Below are 20,196 nucleotides of genomic sequence, written 5' to 3' on the forward strand. Positions count from 1 at the left end.
AGCGGAGCTGGGCTCCTACAGGGGGGCTGGTTCCTGCGCTGTAGGAGCTTGGCTCTGCCGAGCGATTGGCGCCGCAGGCGCCCCGGTGATGGCCGCCAACGCCGCAGACAACCGCCTGGCGCCGCTTCGCGACGCAATCGCCCAGCGGAGCTGAGCTCCTACAGGGTGGTCATTGCACCATCGGGTAGGAGATTGGCGCCTCAACGCCCCCTCCGCTCCAGCACGCGGATGACCTCGGGTACCGCCAGCGCCTGGTCCTCGATGCCCGCGTAGAGCTCGCGCACCGCGCCGGCCACGCCGCGCGCCACGCCGAGCTCGTCGGTCATGGCATGGTAGTAGCCGATGTCCTTGCTGGCATTGGCCACGCTGAAGCGGAAGCCGGAGGGATCACCGGCCTCGATGAAGGGGCGCATCCGCTCGAATACCACGCCGCCGCCGCCGCCCTTGCCCAGCACCTCCAGCAGCGCACCGTCGTCGATGCCGGCGCGCCGCGAGGCCGCCGTCGCCTCGGCCAGCACCGCCGAGAAGCCCAGCGACACATAGTTGTGCAACAGCTTCAGGGTATGCCCGGCGCCCACCGCCCCGGCGTGGGTGATGGTCTCGGCGAAGCTCTCGAGCAGTGGCCGCGTCTCGGCGAACAGCGCCGCCGGGGCTCCCACGATCAGGTTGAGACGCCCCTCGGCGGCCTCCTTCGGGGTGCGGGTCATGGCCGCATCCATAAAGCGCCCGCCGGCAGCGGCGACCCGCTCGGCAACCCGTTCTGTCGAGCTCGGCAGCGCCGTGGAGCAGTCGACTACCACGCTGCCCTCGACCAGCCCCTCCAGCACGCCGCCGGGCTCGAACAGCACCGCCTCGACCTGGGGCGAACCGGTCACGCAGAGGATGATCACCTCGGCACCCTCGGCCACCTCGCGCCCCGAGGCCTTCGACACGGCACCGGTGGCCAGCAGGTCCGCCACCGGCTGGTTGCCGGGGTGGTCCAGGAAACAGAGCCGGTGGCCGTCACTCAGGATGTTGCGGGCGATACCGTGGCCCATCAGGCCCACGCCGATCATGCCGACACGGCGGGATTGGCTCATCGTATGACTCCCCTATCAGGGTAGCGACACGCGAGGCATCGCTACAGGATTCGAACCATGCAAGATAACGGTATAAATCGGCTGCCGGCTCCTCGCCGCTCAACCGTGGCGAATCGCCACCGTCTTGATACGGGTATAACCTCTCAGCCCCTCGAAGCCCTTCTCGCGGCCGTGGCCGGAACGGCCGACCCCGCCGAAGGGCAGCTCGATGCCACCGGCGGCGCCGTAGTTGTTGACGAACACCTGGCCACTGCGGATGCCCTTGGCCAGGCGCAGCTGCCGTCCCCCGTCACGGGTCCAGATCCCGGCACACAGGCCGAAGTCGGTGGCATTCGCCAGCGCCAGGGCCTCGGCCTCGTCGGCGAAGACCTGCACCGCCAGCACCGGGCCGAACAGCTCCTCGTGCAGCACCTCGTGGCCGGCGGGGATATCGGCCAGCACCCGCGGCACCACGAAGTGCCCGCCGGCGGGCGCCGTGTCGGCCAGCCGGCCCCGGGCCGCCACCCGGATGCCATCGGCCCGGGCCCGTGCCAGCCGCGCCTCGAGCTGCGCCTTCTGGCGGGCATTGATCAGCGGGCCGCAGTCGGCGTCGGCCTCGCCGGCATCGCAGCGCAGCGCCGAGAAGCGCTCGGCGAGCCGCGCCAGCACCACTTCGGCGCAGTCACGCTGCACCAGCAGGCGGCTACCCGCGGAGCAGGTCTGGCCGGCGTTCTGGATGATGCCGCGCACCACCGCCTCCAGGGCCGTGTCCAGGTCGGCATCGGCGAACAGCAGCTGGGGCGACTTGCCGCCCAGTTCCATGGTCACCGGCACATGGTGCTCCGCCGCCGCCCGGGCGACCCGGGTGCCGGTCTCGGGCGAGCCGGTGAAGGAGAGATGCTGGATCCCCGGGTGCGCCGCCAGCGCCGCCCCCGCTTCGCTGCCCAGGCCCGGCACCACGTTGAGCACGCCGGGCGGCAGGCCATGCTCCACGGCCAGCTCGGCCAGGCGCAGCACGCTCAGGCAGGCGTCCTCGGCCGGCTTGAGCACCACGCTGTTGCCGGCCGCCAGCGCCGCCGCCACGCAGCGGCCGAAGATCTGCGCCGGGTAGTTCCAGGGAATGATCTGGGCGCAGACCCCGTAGGGCTCGCGCAGGGTCATCACCGCGAAGTCGTTGTCGAAGGGAAGGGTCTCGCCGTGCAGCTTGTCCGCCGCCCCACCATAGAAGCGGAAGTAGCGGGCGCAGGCGGCAATGTCGCTGCGGGCCTGGGTCATCGGCTTGCCGGTGTCGGCGCACTCCAGCGCCGCCAGCCGGTCGCGGTCGGCCTCGATGGCCGCGGCGAAGGCCAGCAGCCACTCGCTGCGTCGGCGCGCGGGCCAGTTCGCCCAGTTGCCGAGCCGGCCGGTAAAGGCCCGGCCGGCGGCGCCGACGGCGGCATCGACCTCCTCGGGCCGGCAGCGGGCGATGCGGGTGATGGGCTCCCCGCGGGCCGGGGCCTCCACCTCCAGGGTCGCCTGGGTCGCGACCCACTCGCCGCCGATCAGTGCCAGGCTCGGCGGCATCTCGGGTAGGGGCTGCATGGCGTCTCTCCTTGTCGTTGTCATCAGTAGAGCAGGTCGACCAGCCCCAGCGAGATCCAGGGCATATAGGTGATCGCCATCAGACAGGCCAGGATCACCAGCACGAAGCGAAACAGCCAGGGGAGCATCTGATCGATGGAGATCTTGGCCACCGCACAGGCGGCGAAGAGATTGACGCCCAGCGGGGGCGTTATCATCCCCAGGGCCAGATTGACCACCATCACGAGTCCGAAGTGCACCGGCTGGATACCGAACTGCATGGCGATGGGCGTGAGGATCGGTGCCAGCACCAGGATCGCCGCCGACGTCTCGATGAACATCCCCACCACCAGCAGCAGGCCGTTGACGGCCAGCAGGAAGGCCCAGGGACTATCGAACACCGCAGTGACCCAGGCGGCGATCTCCCTGGGCAGGCCGGAGCGGCTGATCAGGAAGCTGAACAGCGCCGCGGCGGCGATGATCAGCATCACCGCCGCGGTGGAGATCACGCTCTGGCGCAGGATCGGCCCCAGGTCGACGAGCCGCAGCTCGCGGTAGAGCAGCCCGCCCACCGCCAGGGCGTAGAAGACCGCCACCGCCGAGGCCTCGGTGGGGGTGAAGACGCCGCCGTAGATGCCGCCGATCACCACTACCGGCATCAGCATGGCGGCCCAGGCGCGCCGGAAGGCGACGGTAAACTGCGTCCGATCCTCACGGTCCTGCAGGCCGTAACCGCGCACCTTGCAGAACAGGTAGAGGAACAGCAGCAAGGCCCCGGCGACCAGCACCCCGGGCCCGATGCCGGCGATGAACAGCTGGCCGATCGAGGTGTCGGTGCTGACCCCGAACAGGATCAGCGGGATCGACGGCGGGATCAGCACGCCGAGCTCCGCCGAGGAGGCCTGGATCGAGGCGGCCAGCGGCCGAGGGTAGCCGTGGTTGACCATCGCCGGGATCAGGATGGCGCCGATGGCGAAGGTGGTGGCCACGCTGGAGCCCGACACCGCGGCGAACATCATGCAGGTCAGCACGCAGGTCATCGCCAGGCCACCCTGCAGGCCACCGACGATGGACTTGGCGAGGTCCACCAGCCGCGCCGAGATGCCCCCGGCGGCCATCAGGTTACCGGCGAGGATGAAGAAGGGAATGGCCATCAGCGGGAAGTGGTCGATGCCGATGAACACCTGCTGGGGCACCATCAGCAGCGGCAGGCGCGAGAAGAACTCGATGCCGATGATCGAGGCCAGCATGATCGAGATGGCGATGGGCACGCCCACCGCGAAGAGGATGATCAGCGAGAGGCCGATGACGAGGTTCATGGGCGGCCTCCCGGCTCATCGGTGAAAACGGCGTCGCCCTGCCGCATCGGCTGGGCCTCGCCATCGGGGGTGACGTCACTGTTCTCGGGGCCGAGTTGCTCCTGGCCCAGCGCCTGGGCGGCCAGCCGCGCGATCACCGCCAGCATGGCGAAGGCACTGCCCACGGGGATCGCCGCATAGGCCCAGGACATCGACACCTGCAGCGCCGAGAGGGTCTGGCCGCTGACGCGCAGTGTCATCTGGGCGCCGTAGACCACCAGCACGCCCAGCACCAGCAGGCAGCAGGCGCCGACGGCGAACTCCAGGGCCAGCAGCCCACGCCGGGGCACCAGCTTGTAGATCAGCTCGACCGCCATCATGTAGCCACCGCGGAAGGTCGCGGCCGCCCCCATGAAGACACACCAGATCATGGTGGTGCGGGACAGCACCTCCGACCAGGTCGAAGGGGCGTTGAAGATGAAACGGGTCAGCACCTGATAGAAGCCCAGCGTGACCGACACGACCAGCATCGCCAGGGCGATCGTCATGGCCAGCCGGGTCGTCAGGTCTTCCAGGCGGAGAAACCGGGATACCATCGGGACATCCTTTGTGGTGGTGGGGCACCCGGCCGGACGGCCGGATGCCGGGTCGGAGGTTCAGCAGCTGCTGGCGCGGATACGGTCGAGCATCTCGCTGCCGTACTGCTCGGTATAGATCTGGTAGGCGGGCTCGACGGCCTGCTGGAAGGGTGCCGTGTCGACGTCGGTCTTGACGGTCATGCCCTTCTCGCGCAGCAGCTCGATGCCCTCCTCCTCCAGGCGGGACACTTCCCCGCGGGTGGCCTCGGCGGAGGCGCGGGCGGCCTCGCTGAACCACTCGCGCTGCTCGTCGCTCAGCCCGTCCAGCAGGATCGGCGAGCCCAGCACGGCGGCCGGCGAGTAGACGTGGCCGGTCAGCGAGAGATGGTCCTGCACTTCCCAGAAGTTGGTGGCCACGATCACCGTGATGGGGTTCTCCTGGCCATCCACGGTGCCCTGCTGCAGAGCCGTGAAAAGCTCCGGGAAGGCCATCGGGGTGGGACTCGCGCCCAGCTGGCGGAAGGCCTCCTGGTGCACCTGGTTCTCCATGGTGCGCACCTTCAGCCCCTTGGCATCTTCGGGGGAGTTCACCTCGCGCTGGCTGTTGGTCAGGTGGCGAAAGCCATTCTCGGACCAGGCCAGGCCGACCAGCTCATGCTCGCCCATCTTGTCGAGCAGGTCCTGGCCGACCTCGCCATCGAGCACGCAGCGCGCCTGGCCGTAATCCTCGAACAGGAACGGCAGGTCGAGCACGTAGGTCTCGGGCACGAAGTTGCCCAGCGGGCCGGTGGAGGTGATCACCACGTCCACGGTCCCGATCTGCAGGCCCTCGATCATGGCGCGCTCGCCGCCCAGGGAACCGGAGGCGTGCTCGTTGACGATGAACTCGCCGTCGGACAGCCGCTCCAGGGTCTCCTTGAAGGCGTCCGCACCCACCGAGTAGTGGGAGCTGTCCGACAGGGTGTGGCCGAGGGTGACCTCGGTGGCGGCCTGGGCATTGAGGGCCGTCATGGCGAGTGCGGCGGTCGTGGCACCGGTGATGGCCGTGGCCAGGGTACGGCGGGCGAAAGTGGCTTTCATTGTTGTCACCTCAGTTGGCATTGACACGCTTGGGAAGAACCCCGGGGTGCGTCGGCCCGGGATCAGGCACGTTCGTCCAGGAAGGCCTCGACGATCTCGCGGAAGTCCTTGTCGCTCTGGAAGCCCAGCTGGCGGGCTCGTTCATTGGTGAATCGCGCCGGCCAGCTGCCGACGATGGCCTCGATGCGCGCATCGGGCTCATGACGGACACGGGCCAGCGCCTCGTCGCCGGCTACCTCGCGCAGCGCCTCTAGCATCTCGGCGACGCTGACTGTGATGCCCGGCAGCATGAAGGCACGGAAGGGCCCCAGGGCCTCGCCCGGCACCTCGGCGCCATGGATCAGGGCATCGACCACCTTGGTCGGCGACATCACGAACAGCTCCAGGTCGGTGGGTACCGGGCAGACGGCCTCCTCGCCGGTGAGCGGTTCGCGCAGGATGCTGGAAGCGAAGCTCGAGGCCGCGGCATTGGGGCGACCGGGGCGAATGACGATGGTCGGCAGGCGCAGCACCAGGCCATCGACGAGGCCGCGGCGACTGTAGTCGTTGACCAGCAGCTCACTCATGGCCTTCTGGGCGCCATAGGAGTTCTGGGGGTGCATCGCGGCCATGTCGTCGAGCACCGCCGGCAGCTCGCCGCCATAGGCCGCCACGGAGCTGGCCATGACCAGCCGGGTCTCGGCGAGCCCGTGGGCACGACAGCCCTCGAGCAGGGCGCGGGTGGCGTCGAAGTTGACGGCCATGCCCAGGTCGAGGTCCGCCTCCGCCGCCGAGCTGACCACCGCCGCCAGGTGATAGATGACATCGGGCCGGGCCTCCAGTACCGGGTCCAGCGCGCCCGGGGCGGTGATGTCCAGCGCCAGGGACACCACCTCGACGCCCTCCCTGTCGATGGCGGGTGGCTCGGCCTGGTCGACCAGGGTCAGGCGGCGGATCGCGACGCCATTGAGTTTCCCGCGGTCGAGGAGTTGGTTGACGAGGCGCTGGCCGAGAAAGCCGGCCGCGCCGGTGATGACGATATGCATGGTGGTCTCGCTTCCTGTTGTCGTTGCTGCGTTGCTGTGTGCCGACGCCGCCCATGGGGTCTGACCCCGCTCCCGACCGAAACCGGCAACACCGCCCCCTCACCGACCCCGCGTCCCGGGGGTCAGACCCCCGAGGGGGAAGGACTCCACCCCTGGCGGCGGCCGCCTTGGGGTCTGACCCCGTTCCCGACCGAAACCGGCGACATCGGCTCCCTCGCCGACCTCGACGTCCCGGGGGGTCAGACCCCCGAGGGGGAAGGACTCCCTCCCTGGGTGCCCTCCTCCTCCTCGGCCCTTAGCCCATACGCCCGGCCCCAGCCGAGCCCCTGGCGGGTGCCGCCGGCCGGGCGATACTCGCAGCCCACCCAGCCGTCGTAGCCCAGCGCCGCCAGGCGCTCGAGGATGGCCGGGTAGTGAACCTCGCCGACATCCGGCTCATGGCGTCCCGGCACCCCGGCGACCTGCACATGGCCGATCCGCGCGAACTGCCGCTCCAGGTGCTGGATCAGGTCGCCTTCCATGAGCTGGCAGTGATAGAGGTCGAACTGCAGCCGCAGGTTGTCGGCGCCCACCGCCTCCAGCACCGCCATGGCGTGCGCCTGGCGGGAGAGGAAGTAGCGCGGCATGTCGCGGGTGTTGATCGGCTCGATCAGCACCTCGCGTCCCGCCTTCGCCGCCTCGGCGGTGGCGAAGCGCAGGTTGTTCAGGTAGGTGGCCTGATGCGCCGCGAGGGTCTCGGCATCGGCCCCCGCGGGCAGCAGCCCGGCCATGGCATGGACCCGCGGGCAGTCGAGCGCCTCGGCATAGCGCAGCGCCTCGATCGTCGCGTCACGGAACTCGGCCTCGCGGCCCGGCAGGCTGGCGAGCCCTCGCTCGCCCGCCTCCCAGTCCCCCGGCGGCAGGTTAAACAGCACCTGCTCGAGGCCGGCATCATCCAGCGCCGCCCGCAGGGTCTCGGGGGCATGGGCGTAGGGAAACAGGTACTCCACCCCGCGGAAGCCGGCATCGGCGGCGGCAGCGAAGCGATCGAGGAAGTCATGCTCGGTGAACAGCATGCTGAGGTTGGCGGCCAGTCGAATCATCGTCGGGTCCTGTTCGAATGGGGATCAGTCGCGCGGGAAACGCGCCTCGAGTTCGGCGACCTGCTCGGGGGTCAGGGCGCGCGGGTTCTGGCCGCGCAAGAGCAGGTAGAGCCTGGCGGTCTCCTCGAGCTCCTCGGTGGCGTAGACCGCCGCCTCGAGCGACTTGCCGGCCACCACCGGGCCGTGGTTGGCCAGCAGCACGGCGCTGTGCTGGCCGGCCAGGCCGCGCACCGCATCGCCGAGGCTCGGGTCACCGGGCACGTGGTAGGGCACCAGCGGCAGCCGGCCCACGCGCATCACATAGTAGGCGGTCAGCGGCGGGATGCAGTCGCAGGGGTCGACCTCGGGCAGGCAGGAGACGGCGACGGAGTGTGTCGAGTGCAGGTGCACGATCGCCCCGGACTGCGGCCGCTGCTCGTACATCGCCGTGTGCAGGAAGCTCTCCTTGGTCGGCTTGTCGCCATCGAGCAGTCGCCCGTCGCGGTCGAGGCGCGAGATGCGCGCCGGATCGAGCCGCCCCAGGCAGGCATTGGTCGGCGTCATCAGCCAGCCGCCGTCGCCGGTGCGCACGCTGATGTTGCCGCTGGAGCCCATGGTCAGGCCGCGGTCGAACAGCGACTGGCCCAGGGTCGCGATCTGTTCGCGCAGGGCGTTCTCGTCATGCACGCTCATGGCGTCTCCTCCGTTGGCAGCACCGCGAAGGCCCGGGTGAAGAAGTCCTCGCCGCCGAAGTTGCCGGACTTGAGCGCCAGCGACAGCGGCGCCGCTCGCCCCGACAGCGGCGTCTGGGTCCAGGGCACGCCGGGGTCGATCTGCTCGCCGATGCGCAGCTGGCGGATGCCGAGCGCCGAGACCACCGCCCCGGAGCTCTCGCCGCCGGCCACCACCAGCCGCCCCACGCCCTCCTCCACCAGGATGGTGGCCAGTTGCCCCAGCGCCTGCTCGACCAGGCGTCCGGCCCGCGCGACGCCCAGCGTCGCCTGGGCCGCCTCGACCCGCCGCGGGTCGGCGGAAGCGTAGACCAGCACCGGTCCGCCGGCGCCGAGCCGCTCCCGGGCGAAGGCCAGGGCCGCCGCCAGGTGATCGTCGCCTTCGGCCAGCGCCAGCGGGTCCAGGGCGAAGCCGGGGTGACGCTCGAGGAAGTGCCGCACCTGGCCGAGGGTCGCCCGGGAACAGCTGCCCGACAGCACCAGGGCGCGGCCCGAGGCCGGCGCCAGGCGGCCGGGCTCGGCCACTTCGGCCAGCCAGCCACGGCGGCGGTACTGCGCGGGCAGCGCCTGGCCCAGGCCGGAGCCGCCGGTGACCAGCGGCATGTCCACCACCGCCTCGGCCAGCACCTCGAGATCCGCTTCGTCCAGGGTGTCGCAGATCACATGGCGCACCCCCTGCTCCGCCAGCGCGTTGAGATGCTGGCGGGTCGCCGCACCGCCACGGGCCAGCACCGCTCGCGCCGCCAGCCCCACCGGGTGGGGGGTCTGGCGCGTCAGCACCCGCACCAGGTCGGCATCGCGCATGGGATTGAGCGGGTGGTGCTGCATGCCGCTGTCGCTGAGCAGCCGGTCGCCGACGAAGAGATGGCCCTGGTAGACGGTGCGCCCGTTGACCGGGAACGCCGGCACCATCACCGTCTGGCTTGCCCGCAACCGCTCCAGCAAGGCATCGCTGACCGGGCCGATATTCCCGGCATCGGTGGAGTCGAAGGTCGAGCAGTACTTGAAGAAGCACTGACGGGCTCCCTGCCCCTGCAGCCAGTCGAGGGCGGCGAGGGAGTCCTCGACGGCCTGCGACGTGGGGCAGGAGCGGGACTTCAGCGCCACCACCACCGCATCGACATCGACCAGCGCCAGCGGCTGCTCCGGGACGCCGATGACCTGCACGCAGCGCATGCCGCTGCGCACCAGGTTGTTGGCGAGGTCGGTGGCCCCGGTGAAGTCATCGGCGATGGCGCCGAGCACGATCCCCATGGTCAGGCCTCACCGTCGTCGTTGGCCGCCTCGGGCAGGGCGATGCCCGACAGCCGCTGGTAGACCTTGATCACGGCCGCGTCGTCCTCGCGACCGAAGCCGGCGCCCTTGGCCGCGGTGAACTGCTGCAGGGCACTGGCGGTCACCGGGGTCGGCATGGCCAGCTCGCGGCCGGTGTCGTGGACGATGTTGAGGTCCTTGACGAAGATGTCGACGGCGGACAGCGGCGTGTAGTCGCCCTTGAGGATGTGCGGCACCCGGTTCTCGAACATCCAGGAGTTGCCCGCCGAATGGGTGATCACCTCATAGACGGTGTCCGGATCCAGCCCCATGCGGATGCCCAGCGCCATGGCTTCCGCCGCGGTGGCGATATGCACCCCGGCCAGCAGCTGGTTGACGAGCTTCATGCTCGAGCCGATGCCGGCCTCGTCACCCAGGCGATAGACGGTGGCGGCCATGCCGTCGAGGGCCGGGGCGGCCTTGTCGAAGGCCGCGGGGGCGCCCGAGGCCATCACCGATAGCTGCCCGGCCCGCGCCTTGGCGGCCCCGCCGCTGATCGGTGCATCGAGCATCTCGAGCCCTGCCGCGGCCAGCCGCTGGCCGAACCGGCGCGCGGTGCTGGGCGCCACGGTGGCGCACTGCAGTACCACGCGGCCCGGCGCGAGGGCGCCCACCAGGCCATGGTCACCGAACAGGACCTGCTCGACCTGATCGGCATTCACGACCACCAGGAGCACGATGTCGCAGTGCGCAGCCAGTTCCGCCGGGGTGGCGGCACAGCGCCCCCCCTCGGCCTCGAAGGCGTTGCGCGCCTGGGCGGACACATCACAGCCCGTCACCGCCAGTCCCTGCTCGAGCAGCGCGGTGGCCGTGCCCCTGCCCATGGCCCCTAGACCGATGACCCCGATGCGAGGCGTGCTTGCGGAAATGTCGCTCACCTGTCGATCTCCCGATGCTCTGTGATACGTCGTGTCCAATGATTCGTGATGGTAGCGCTGCCATGTTAGCGCTAACATAGTTCTAAACGAGAGACTTCCCATCAGCAAGCCCAGTGTGCAAGGATGAGACCAATGTCTAACCAACCCAACACAAGGACGCGGCGCCGTCGTGGCTCGGCCCAGCCGACCCTGAAGGAGGTCGCCGAAGCGGCGGGAGTTTCCTCCATCACCGCCTCACGTGCGCTGAACACCCCCGAACGGGTCAGCGAGGCCGCCCGTGCCCGAGTGCTGCAGGCCGTGGAGCAGCTCGGCTATGTGCCCAACCTGGTGGCCGGCAGCCTCGCCTCCGCCAGCTCCCGCTTCATCGCGGTGATCGTGCCGTCATTGGCCAATGCCGTCTTCATCGAGGTGATCAACGGGCTGCAGGAGACCTTCGAGGCGCGCGGCTACCAGATCCTGCTCGGCAACACCGACTACGACCTGCAGCGCGAATACCAGCTGATCCGCACCTTCTTCGGCTGGTCCTGTTCGGCGCTGGTGACCGCCGGGCTGTGCCACAGCGCCCCCTGCCGCACCCTGCTCGAGGGCTGGGAGCACCCGATCATGGAGGTGATGGAGCTGGGCGAGGCGATGGACCTCAACGTCGGCCTCGACCACCGCGACGCCGGGCGCTGCATGGCCCGCCACCTGCTCGACCGCGGCCACCGCGCCATCGCCTTTGTCGGCGCGGGCATGGCCGCCGACTACCGCGCCGAGCTGCGCTACGAGGGCCACCGCGAAGTGCTCGCCGGCCATGACCTGGATGCCCCCTGCCTCGACATCGGCCGGCCGGGCGGGCTCGACGGCGGCGCCCGAGGGCTGGAGCTCGCCCTGGAGCACCACCCCGGCATCACCGCCATCCACTTCGCCAACGACGACCTCGCCGCCGGCGCCCTGCTCCACGCCCAGCGCCTCGGCCTGGGCGTGCCCGAGCGAATCGCCATCGCCGGCTTCAACGGCCTTTCCCTGGGCCAGCACGTTACCCCGCGGCTGACCACCATCCGCTCGCCTCGCCACACCATCGGCCGGCTGGCCGCCGAGGAGGTGCTCCGGCGGCTCGACGGCAAGGCGGTACGCCGGCGCCAGCACGACGTCGGCTTCACCCTGCTCGAGGGCGAGAGCACTTGAGCCAGAGCACCTGATCCCATAACGCACGACGCCGCGGCTTGGAAGCACGCCGGGGCGTCGCACCTGATGCAGCATGGCATAGAGCAACAGGCGCTCCTCGCGACCGTTACGGGTAAGCAGGATGTTAGTCGGCATGGCGTAGGGATAGGTCATGGTGCCGTCGGGACGCACCCGGTTGCCGGTTTTCGTGGCCACCAGCTCGCTCCCGGCGGGAATGGGGGTGACGACTGTGGCCCCGCGACTGACAGGTCTTTACCGGCGAATGCCGCTTCCCCCCCCCTGCCACCGCTTCCAGCTCGGCCTGCCGCCCCACGGCCACCTGGCTGATATAGGGCATCAGGTTATTGGGAATGCCCTGGGGGTCCTCGCCGATCACCCCGGATGGATGCGCGCCGATGGGATTGAAATAGCGCAGTAGCACCATCGACCAGCGCGGATCGGCAGCCTGGAGATCCTCGAGCATCGTCTCGACCATGGCCTTGGAACTGACATAGGGGTTCGAGGTGGTGCCGCGGGGTAGGGTCTCGACATAGGGCACCGGGGCCTCCACTCCGTAAACGGTGGCCGAAGAGCTGAACACCAGCCGGTACACGCCCGCCGCCGCCATGGCCTGGCACAGCACCAGCGTGCCGTAGACGTTGCTCTCGTAGTAGGCCAGCGGCTTGTCGATGCTCTCACCCACCGCCTTGAGGCCGGCGAAGTGCACGACCGAAGAGATGGCATGCTTGGCAAATAGCGCATCGAGCAGCGCCCGGTCGCGGACATCCCCTTGCACGAAGGTCACCGCCTGGCCGGTGAGCGCCTCCACCCGATGCAGCGCCAGCAGCGAGCCGTTGCACAGGTTGTCGAGCACCACCACACGATGGCCAGCCTGCAACACTTCCAGCACGGCATGCGAGCCGATATAGCCCGCCCCCCACCGGTCACGAGGATGGTCATCGGACACGCTCCAACTGAAACGGAATGTGTTCGAAGGTAACTCTCGTGGCCGCAGCCTGCAGGACCAATTCCACTGATCCGGCGATTGGTTTGCATCATGCCCGGCGTGCAGAAACGACAATGCCGCGGGATGAACCGCGGCATTGTCGTCTTGAAGAGGCTCCCGGGGTCAGCCTCGACGCCGTTTACCGGAGGCCCCGGGGGATCTGACCCAAATGGCACTTACTTAAGCTTTTTCGGATGTCCGTATAGTTGGATTTCCTCACGAGCTTGGTGGCGATGCGTTTTCAATAACCGGTGGGGCCTGGGCCGCCGTTGGATGGCCCTTGGCTCCAGCCGATCCGGCCGCTGGCCCACTTGAATCGCTGTGGTGAGCGTCATCACATCGTGAAACGGTTCTGCCATCAGTCATGGACGACCCGCTATCTCCAGAAAAACTGCAGGATGTGCTTGAATTAAGGAACTCACATATTTGGGCAACGTGCCCGCCCATATCCCGGAATGGGTCATCATCCTGCGTATCATGTTGTATGCCAGCAGATACACGCAGGCTTCTTTTTCGACCATATCGGGAGTCTTGCAGCGCAGCACCTCCATACCCAGCGTCGTCTTGATATCCCGGAAGCTCAGTTCTATCTGCCAGCGCTCCTTGTAGAGTGTCTGTATCTGCTGACGTGGCGCCTGCTTGGAGGAGCACAGCGTCGTGACGAGGACCATACTCCCGAAGTTTCGGATTTGACGATCACCTGTCGTCGGCGTTTCTTCCAGCTGCCGGCGGCGTACTTGATGAAGCCGAAGACGCGCTGCTTCTCCCAGGTCTTCTCGAAGCGGATGGCTGACGCGTAGTCGATGTCCAGGGCCAGCTTGGCCAGACGCTTGTTGCCGGCGATGCCGATGATGTAATCAACATCATGGCGGTCGCACCAGTTGAGGATCAGCGGGCGGCAGAAACCGCTGTCACCACGGAATACGATCTTCACATCGGGCCACGCCTGACGCAGCCGCCGGACCAGCAGGGCGAGGATGGCACCGGCGTGGTGGGCGACATCCAGGTAGGGGGAAGTGCGCCCGTGGCGCATCGAATTGCTCATAAAACAGCCAATTCCAATCTCTGAGAGTCAGAGCGTCCACCGAACCCGGAATCTGGGAGCTTCTGGCCAGCCCGGTGCAATATCCGGGCTAGCGAGCCGAATGATTACCGATGCAGCCCAGCCCCGAGCTCGGCGAACATTCGTGATTGGCCAAGAGCTCATGGTATAACGCCAAAAGTAAATCGTTCTGTCTGAGAATGTTATACTGCTGCTCCACCTTTATACGTCCGCGATGTCCCATTTCTCCCCACTTTTCAGGATGATCAGCCAGATAGGCGATGCGGTCCGCCAGCATTTCAGGATCCCGCTCAGGAACGAGAAAGCCAGCCACTCCGTCCTCTACCAGTTCCGGGATACCGCTATGCCAGGTACTGAGGACCGGCATCCCGGTGGCCATGGCCTCCATCAAAGAGACCGGAATACCTTCCTGATCTCCGTTCGAAGCGGTGACACTCGGAAGCATGAATACATCTGCCTGCGCGAGCATTTTCTCTACCACGTGGTGCGGCTGGGCCCCGTGAAGCGTAACGATATGGCCTACGTCAAGGCGATCGACTAGTTGGGTGATGCCGTCCCACTCCTCCCCGCCGCCGATAATGTCATACTTCAATAATATGTCCGGCCTAATGCGCCGAAGATGGGCCACCGCCTCGATAGCGTATGGCAGCCCCTTCTTTTCCGTGAAGCGTGCAGTGGTGGCGAGATGGAGGCTTCCATCATTAGACTGCCGCTCCTTATACCTGAAGCGATCTACATCGATACCCACGCGGTGGATCTGGACTCGATTTGCCGGCGCCCCCAGCTCAATCAACTTTTTCTCCCATCGGCGGCTGATGGGCAGGATGCGATCAGCATGTTCAAACAGTGCACGGTACGGATGATGCCTCCCTGCTTGATGGAGCACTCTGGAAACGTCCATACCGTGGAAGGTCACCACAAGCCGCCGACAGAATCCGAGCCGTTTCAGGTGCGCTCCGAGGACACCGTTAGGTCCGAAATGGCAGTGCAAGATATCGACCGGTCCCATAGCTTGCGCCTGATCAAGGACATAGGGTAGGTGAAGACTTAGGGCTTTGATCCCATAAGCCAAACCATCAAAGGACCGCAGATATGCCCAATCCCCACGTCTCGCATGCATCATTATCTTGCTAAGAGCACCACTGATACGCCGTCCCTTAGAATGAGGCATGCGATAATGCCAAACACGCTCTCTGATCCAAGAAGCGTGCTCACCCAAGCTACTCCAAGCAGCATCATCTCCTTTATTTGCAAGCACTTTGACATCTACGCCACTTTCATAAAGTCCGACGACGTGCTGCATCACAAAGGTTTCGGAGAGCTCGGGGAACCTGCTGGCAAGCACTGCCACATTTGGTTTTATATCTGACAAAGCGCAATACCCCATCGTGAGTTGAATCAAAGCCTATCGGTTAGTGTATTTTTGCGATGATTCCGAGCAATACATCACTCGTTTGATCCCGGCTTATTCATCAGGGCTTCGATTTGGCCCCTTATGTCAGGTTGCGGCAACATTGGCTCGCTTCTTCAATGTTGTCGTCGCGACCCAGGCACCTCAGCAACCGAGACAGCGTAGCTTGAGATGGTCGGTCCAGCGCCAATGTCGTCGTACCCCGCGCGTCGCTACAGGCCAGTTGCCAGATCGGTTCTCGCCGCAGCGTGTTGGTATCACTGAGATTGATCTAGCCCATGGCTCGCTGCAACACCACGGTGCGGAGTTAACTGGCCAACGAGTGGCGGACGCGATCGGGTCGCGCCAGTCGACCAGATAGTCCTCAAGCGCGTCGATCACGCCGCTGCTATCGAGGGCTTCACGCAGCAGTAAGGTGCCGCTGTCGCTGGTGGGCATTGATCATCGAGCTCAACGCGTTTGGACCCATTGCAGAAAGCGAAGCGCTCAAAATGCCATCTGCCAGAATTTTCCGGGGAGACTGCATCTTTCCACCACAAGAAACGGATCGTCGCGAGACTCAATCAGCAGTCATGACCATCGCCGAAACATAGCCTTCAGGCTGCGACCCAGCCTAGCTCCAATTCTTATGATCAATGTATAACTGTACAAACTAGCCGCAAAGCCACCCTGGGGCCATAAACGGCCATCGGAAGGAAGGCGCAGAAGGAAAATCGCCAATATCACATCGCGCGCCGTAAATGGGCGAGCGAGGGGTCTGACAGACAGTCCTGCATGATCTGTCTCCACCGGCATCGCACCCCAAGCCCTAGCCTCCCATCGCCCTGGAGTGTACCAGAATTTTGTGATCAACTCTGCACTAGCGGCTCGTGAGTCCGCCCCAAGGTGAACGGCCTTCGGGTCCAGAAAGAGACTATCGACGAAGGTTGCACATGATCGCCTTAGCAACGGCAGCCCTGCATCAATGGCAGCAGTATTCTTTTCGGCCTTCAGGACCGGCACTATCTTCCCTTCCGTTTCTGAGTAGCCCTGAACCAGACCATGATCTCCGCTGCATGCTATTTCGATTATGCACGTCAGGTCCGGAATAACTTTGATGTATCCACACTGACGTTTTTCATCACAAAAATAGACCTCACGCTGACAATAGCTCTCGACCTGTTCCCCCCCATGCATTAATTGAAAGTAGAATGCTTTAGGCGCCACGGCTCCTTTCTCGACTGCTACATGAGAAAGCGTATTCAGCATCTGCCCCCTCCCACATGTATCGACAAGCCCCCACTCGCCAGCATCCAGCATACCCTCTTGCTGCGCGTATCGGATCAACAAGCGCCTGGTATCCGAGGCTCGCTGGAGAATCATTTCGGCCGGAGCTCCCCGCATGAGCACGTCGCTCAGCATCTTGTGCGATTTCTCTGAAAGGGGCATACTCCAGTCGCGCTCGTTAAGTCCAACCTCTAATAGTGAGGCGCGTATATCCTCCGGGGTGAGAGCGACTCTCGCCAGATAGCTTCGGACGGAGCGTTCTCCCGTTCTCCGCAGGATCCATGCTAGTGCTGCATCATCAATTGCACGTAGATCTGCGATCTGTATCGCCTGGCGGCTACCGTAGAAGTATCTTAACTCTATGTCTAACCCTGCAATTTTTTGCGACATACGCCGTGCGATGTCGAGCAGTATCTGCCCATCTCGGGAAACGAAGTACAATCTACGCAAACCCAGGCGCTTAGCGCGTCGCAGAATCCACAAAACATATCCGGCAAGTACCGGCGCGATAACGCCGGCTGATACGTCCCTAAGCGCAGCCTGTACCGGAGACGGTGCATCTACAGAAAGCCGGGTCATGCGAGATGCACCCGCCATCACCGACGTCAGGCCATCAGTAGCGGCGGAGTATGTCTCCAGAATCTTCTCGTACCTATTCAGGTGCGCATGTTCAAAATATTCCGTACGGACCCCAGCCTTTCGCGCTGCCAATACATCCGCTCTGTAGTTGTCACCGACATGGGATATCATTCCCAGCGATACCGACTCACGCATAGCCATATCTCGGAAAGAATCGCCGTGTCGCTTGGACCTCTCCGTCTCACATGATACGTAGCAGGAATCTCCTTTTCGAAACAACCCCAGCTCAGCCAACCGCGCGTGGATAAACTCTGAACTCAGATACATGTCTGACAGAAATACTATCCGATCGCCGCGTGTGCGTGCATGCTTTACATGATCGTACATTTCAGGAATCGCGCGGATCAACTCGGTCTCAAGCGCACGCTCAGAATCAGCCAGTGCCTCGGCCTCTCTCTCCGACATCTCAAGAGCAACGCTCAACTCGCGATAGATCGTCTCCAGAGTTACATCACACGGATAAGCTATCCGTCTTGCTCGGCGCTCTGCCTCCCTACGATGCTCTGCAAATGCAGCGGGAGTGCATCCTATAAGCCCACTGGCGCAGAGTCGCCTTCCGAGCAGTAGAAAAACGGCAGAAGGGGCTCCTACCAGACGCGTCACTAAGGTGTCGAAAACGTCGTACGAAACAACCCTGCTCGGTAGGGCGCGAACCTCTATAATCGTTGCGCACTCCGATGCAGCGATACTATCCGTTTTCGTGTCCATATCAGCATCTCGCATTTGGCTTACGCCCCAATTAGTTAAGAAAACGAGCTTGCTCGTTCTTTGGCCCGACATAGCACCGTATGGCATGCTCCTGGCGCGCTATATCACAGCAATCTACGCTCTACCGCCCATGATCTCGAATCGAGATCGAACAGGCGATTGAAATACCGGAGCGCACTCTCGCGGTCCCAAATCCCGTCTCTTACCTGCGGCCAGGCATCCACATGATCGGCATCAACGACCTCGAGCTGCGCGAGCCGGATCGGTGCAGTCCGCCACCCCAGCATCGACAGCGCAGCCAAGCGATGGTTTCCACCCTTTACCACCACGCGGTAATCCGGGCCCCGACGGAGAACCACGCCTGTTATGTCACCTTGGCCTCGCTCGTAACCGACCTCATCGATGGAGCGGTATAAATCCACCAGCCGGCGGTACTCTAGTTGGCCCTTTTCGTCAGCAACAGGCCCGCACCCGGCAAAGCCGACCTCGAGCGGTAGTCCATGAACGCCTCCGATCCTATTTTCCCTTTCGAGAGCTCTTCGCTTCATCGCTATAATGGACCGTTGGGATCCCCTCACCCAAGGCGGGTAGGCGGCCCATGCCGGCAATTCTCGCAGCGTGTCCGGCGGCGTTTGATCACTCATCAGAGCCTCTCCCGCATTCTTCGGCTGCCATCGTGCATAGTACCGTTCGAGCACCGATCCTTCGTAGGCATCGTCCTCGCCGTCACACATACTCTTCAGCAGCGCCACAAAGGGATGCCAACCGCCTGGCCCGTACGGGAAACCATACAAGTTGACGCAGCGGTCAATCGGGCAAGTGAAGATAGCCTCCGACAGGCGGCAGTTATATACAGCAGTCAGGTAGTCGGGCTGCACCGGCGGCGGGATGGGAGTCCGGGCCGCATGTCCGCCTAGCATCTTGAGGGCCCCCTGCTTTCCTTGCTGTAGGAGACGGCGAGAGGCTGACATCAAGTTTCGGTGCGCAACGGCCATCCAAATTTCTCTCATATTGCTTCCACCTCCCTCCTCTTAGTACACCGTAGGCCATAGTCTTGTTCGGTAATGCGGCGCTCTCCGTGCTTGAGGATAAAAGCAGGCACTTCGAATCGCTCAAATCCCTGAACCTACTCTTTTACTGCAGATTATGCGGATGGTGATGGCGCCGGACCCTGATCGGCCTGGTCCGAGGAATGCGCGACTTTTTCCCATCTCTGCGCCTCAACATTCCATCGTTTAATGACTTTTGCGGGCGCTCCCGCTGCAATGCAATAAGGAGGAATACTTTCCGCAACGACACTATTCGCGCCGATAATTGACTGCTCCCCAATATGCACACCAGGCATTATCACGACATTTGCTGCAATCCAACAACCTCTTCCTATAGACACCGCTGCAATATCCTGAAGAGGTTGCCACATAAATGGAACGTCGACGCATTCATGACCGTGAGATGCGTCATTAATGAACACGTTGGGCCCGAAACCTACACCATCTTCAATCAATACACTGTGTTGAGAGTATATATGTAGACTACTAGTGGCAGTCACACGGTCTCCAATGTGTATTATGGGCTCGAAGCGTTGCAGTTCGACCTTCTCATCTGGCAGACGAAGCCAGGGGCCAGGGTATTCTGTAATTGCTGCGATCTGGCAATAAGGACCAATTTTGACATGGTCACCCACTGACATACATTGAGGGTTAAGGACTTTTCGGGGTGATTCAAATGAAACGCCTACGCCGCAAGCATTGAATGCAGGTAGATCCGCCTTCTCCGGAGAGCGCCGCACCACTTTCAACACTCTATGCAGACTTGCCAGCACAGCGCGTTTTGCGCGTCGCAGCATGATTGTCCTCTCTTAATATTGGCGTTGCGTGCGTTAGGAATGTTATGAATGACACAAAGTAGAAGGAGCTTTTTATTCAGACGACGTGGCTTGTTCACTCGACTTCTAGTCAGAAGTCCAAAAATTAGGATCGACCTTCCAGCACTGGCAATGGACACATCAACAATAGCAATACAAAATCCAACGAACTGGTTGCCTGGCGCCGCAGTATATATCCATCATCCCTTATACCCTCCACTCGCCCGGCCCATACTGCACTAGGTATTCTCAAAGCAATCCCCGTTTTTTCGCCCATGCCCGGGAATCAAAATCAAAGTGATGGTTAAATACTGAAGCGCAATTTCCCGCTCACAACGTCCCCACCGCACCTGAGGCCAGTAATCAACGTGTTCCGGGCGAATGATCTTCGAATGGCAGCGGTGTTAGGCAAGTATTTTTTCTGCACCGAGTGCCGCCATCCCTGCCCTCATAATAAAAGAGTGTTTCTAGGGGATCAATAAATATTGGAGACACACTTATATCTCTCTC

The 20,196-nt window shown here is 64.2% G+C and carries 16 protein-coding genes and 2 pseudogenes; 1 reads left to right on the top strand and 17 read right to left on the bottom strand.

All coding sequences use genetic code 11. The features are described from left to right. Nucleotides 1–200: 200 nt before the first annotated feature. The 10 genes from QLQ85_RS12520 to ltnD form a co-directional block, all read right to left on the bottom strand. Nucleotides 201–1,079, bottom strand: coding sequence for an NAD(P)-dependent oxidoreductase (locus QLQ85_RS12520; RefSeq protein ID WP_282739294.1), 879 nt, complete (start codon nt 1,077–1,079; stop codon nt 201–203). Nucleotides 1,080–1,178: 99 nt separating this feature from the next. Beyond that, the gene (locus tag QLQ85_RS12525; protein WP_282739295.1) at nt 1,179–2,639 is read right to left on the bottom strand and encodes an aldehyde dehydrogenase family protein; all 1,461 of its coding nucleotides are present in this window, start codon (nt 2,637–2,639) and stop codon (nt 1,179–1,181) included. A gap of 23 nt (nt 2,640–2,662) precedes the next feature. Then, nucleotides 2,663–3,937, bottom strand: coding sequence for a TRAP transporter large permease (locus tag QLQ85_RS12530; RefSeq protein WP_282739296.1), 1,275 nt, complete (start codon nt 3,935–3,937; stop codon nt 2,663–2,665). Next, entirely contained in the window at nt 3,934–4,512 is a 579-nt protein-coding gene (locus QLQ85_RS12535) for a TRAP transporter small permease (RefSeq protein WP_282739297.1), read from the bottom strand. Before QLQ85_RS12535 ends, QLQ85_RS12530 begins: the two co-directional genes overlap by 4 nt. 60 nt (nt 4,513–4,572) lie before the next feature. Further along, nucleotides 4,573–5,574 carry a TRAP transporter substrate-binding protein gene (locus QLQ85_RS12540; protein ID WP_282739298.1) on the bottom strand — a complete coding sequence of 334 codons (1,002 nt, stop codon included), beginning with the start codon at nt 5,572–5,574 and terminating at the stop codon, nt 4,573–4,575. 62 nt (nt 5,575–5,636) lie between these two features. Continuing rightward, nucleotides 5,637–6,599, bottom strand: a complete 963-nt coding sequence (gene denD / locus QLQ85_RS12545; RefSeq protein WP_282739299.1) for a D-erythronate dehydrogenase — start codon at nt 6,597–6,599, stop codon at nt 5,637–5,639. Nucleotides 6,600–6,838: 239 nt separating this feature from the next. Further along, nucleotides 6,839–7,681 carry a 2-oxo-tetronate isomerase gene (otnI, locus tag QLQ85_RS12550; RefSeq protein ID WP_282739300.1) on the bottom strand — a complete coding sequence of 281 codons (843 nt, stop codon included), beginning with the start codon at nt 7,679–7,681 and terminating at the stop codon, nt 6,839–6,841. 24 nt (nt 7,682–7,705) lie between these two features. Then, the gene (gene otnC, locus QLQ85_RS12555) at nt 7,706–8,353 is read right to left on the bottom strand and encodes a 3-oxo-tetronate 4-phosphate decarboxylase (RefSeq protein ID WP_282739301.1); all 648 of its coding nucleotides are present in this window, start codon (nt 8,351–8,353) and stop codon (nt 7,706–7,708) included. Continuing rightward, nucleotides 8,350–9,645, bottom strand: coding sequence for a 3-oxo-tetronate kinase (otnK, locus tag QLQ85_RS12560; protein ID WP_282739302.1), 1,296 nt, complete (start codon nt 9,643–9,645; stop codon nt 8,350–8,352). Before otnK ends, otnC begins: the two co-directional genes overlap by 4 nt. Nucleotides 9,646–9,647: 2 nt before the next feature. Then, a complete protein-coding gene (gene ltnD / locus QLQ85_RS12565) occupies nt 9,648–10,685 on the bottom strand; it encodes an L-threonate dehydrogenase (protein WP_326521376.1) in 1,038 nt (345 codons plus the stop codon). Nucleotides 10,686–10,715: 30 nt separating this feature from the next. Here ltnD and QLQ85_RS12570 point away from each other — a divergent pair, with 30 nt between their 5' ends. Further along, on the top strand, nt 10,716–11,750 hold the full coding sequence (locus QLQ85_RS12570; protein WP_282739304.1) for a LacI family DNA-binding transcriptional regulator: 1,035 nt from the start codon (nt 10,716–10,718) through the stop codon (nt 11,748–11,750). A 124-nt stretch (nt 11,751–11,874) separates the two neighbouring features. On the opposite strand, the gene QLQ85_RS12575 is transcribed toward QLQ85_RS12570, so the two are convergent. The 7 genes and pseudogenes from QLQ85_RS12575 to QLQ85_RS12605 form a co-directional block, all read right to left on the bottom strand. Then, the gene (locus QLQ85_RS12575; RefSeq protein WP_407650388.1) at nt 11,875–12,696 is read right to left on the bottom strand and encodes an NAD-dependent epimerase/dehydratase family protein; all 822 of its coding nucleotides are present in this window, start codon (nt 12,694–12,696) and stop codon (nt 11,875–11,877) included. Between the two features lie 401 nt (nt 12,697–13,097). Then, a pseudogene (locus QLQ85_RS12580) lies at nt 13,098–13,780 on the bottom strand (transposase). A gap of 88 nt (nt 13,781–13,868) precedes the next feature. Continuing rightward, the gene (locus QLQ85_RS12585) at nt 13,869–15,200 is read right to left on the bottom strand and encodes a glycosyltransferase (RefSeq protein WP_282739306.1); all 1,332 of its coding nucleotides are present in this window, start codon (nt 15,198–15,200) and stop codon (nt 13,869–13,871) included. Between the two features lie 124 nt (nt 15,201–15,324). Next, nucleotides 15,325–15,682 (bottom strand): annotated as a pseudogene (locus QLQ85_RS12590) (transposase); the annotation flags it as partial. Between the two features lie 97 nt (nt 15,683–15,779). Next, complete coding sequence (locus QLQ85_RS12595; protein ID WP_282739307.1) at nt 15,780–17,537, bottom strand: hypothetical protein; 1,758 nt, start codon at nt 17,535–17,537, stop codon at nt 15,780–15,782. Between the two features lie 389 nt (nt 17,538–17,926). After that, entirely contained in the window at nt 17,927–18,466 is a 540-nt protein-coding gene (locus tag QLQ85_RS12600; RefSeq protein ID WP_282739308.1) for a ParB N-terminal domain-containing protein, read from the bottom strand. A 500-nt stretch (nt 18,467–18,966) separates the two neighbouring features. Beyond that, on the bottom strand, nt 18,967–19,668 hold the full coding sequence (locus QLQ85_RS12605) for an acyltransferase (RefSeq protein WP_282739309.1): 702 nt from the start codon (nt 19,666–19,668) through the stop codon (nt 18,967–18,969). Between the last annotated feature and the right edge of the window lie 528 nt (nt 19,669–20,196).

The sequence above is a fragment of the Halomonas kalidii genome (genome assembly GCF_030010475.1).
Classification (GTDB): Bacteria; Pseudomonadota; Gammaproteobacteria; order Pseudomonadales; family Halomonadaceae; genus Halomonas; species Halomonas heilongjiangensis.

Coding starts and splice junctions, on each gene's coding strand:
- otnC (WP_282739301.1), bottom strand. CDS start 8,353: ATGAGCGTGCATGACGAGAACGCCCTGCGCGAACAGATCGCGACCCTG.
- otnK (WP_282739302.1), bottom strand. CDS start 9,645: ATGGGGATCGTGCTCGGCGCCATCGCCGATGACTTCACCGGGGCCACC.
- QLQ85_RS12535 (WP_282739297.1), bottom strand. CDS start 4,512: ATGGTATCCCGGTTTCTCCGCCTGGAAGACCTGACGACCCGGCTGGCC.
- otnI (WP_282739300.1), bottom strand. CDS start 7,681: ATGATTCGACTGGCCGCCAACCTCAGCATGCTGTTCACCGAGCATGAC.
- QLQ85_RS12530 (WP_282739296.1), bottom strand. CDS start 3,937: ATGAACCTCGTCATCGGCCTCTCGCTGATCATCCTCTTCGCGGTGGGC.
- QLQ85_RS12570 (WP_282739304.1), top strand. CDS start 10,716: ATGTCTAACCAACCCAACACAAGGACGCGGCGCCGTCGTGGCTCGGCC.
- denD (WP_282739299.1), bottom strand. CDS start 6,599: ATGCATATCGTCATCACCGGCGCGGCCGGCTTTCTCGGCCAGCGCCTC.
- QLQ85_RS12605 (WP_282739309.1), bottom strand. CDS start 19,668: ATGCTGCGACGCGCAAAACGCGCTGTGCTGGCAAGTCTGCATAGAGTG.
- QLQ85_RS12520 (WP_282739294.1), bottom strand. CDS start 1,079: ATGAGCCAATCCCGCCGTGTCGGCATGATCGGCGTGGGCCTGATGGGC.
- QLQ85_RS12540 (WP_282739298.1), bottom strand. CDS start 5,574: ATGAAAGCCACTTTCGCCCGCCGTACCCTGGCCACGGCCATCACCGGT.
- QLQ85_RS12525 (WP_282739295.1), bottom strand. CDS start 2,639: ATGCAGCCCCTACCCGAGATGCCGCCGAGCCTGGCACTGATCGGCGGC.
- QLQ85_RS12600 (WP_282739308.1), bottom strand. CDS start 18,466: ATGAGTGATCAAACGCCGCCGGACACGCTGCGAGAATTGCCGGCATGG.
- ltnD (WP_326521376.1), bottom strand. CDS start 10,685: ATGGGAAGTCTCTCGTTTAGAACTATGTTAGCGCTAACATGGCAGCGC.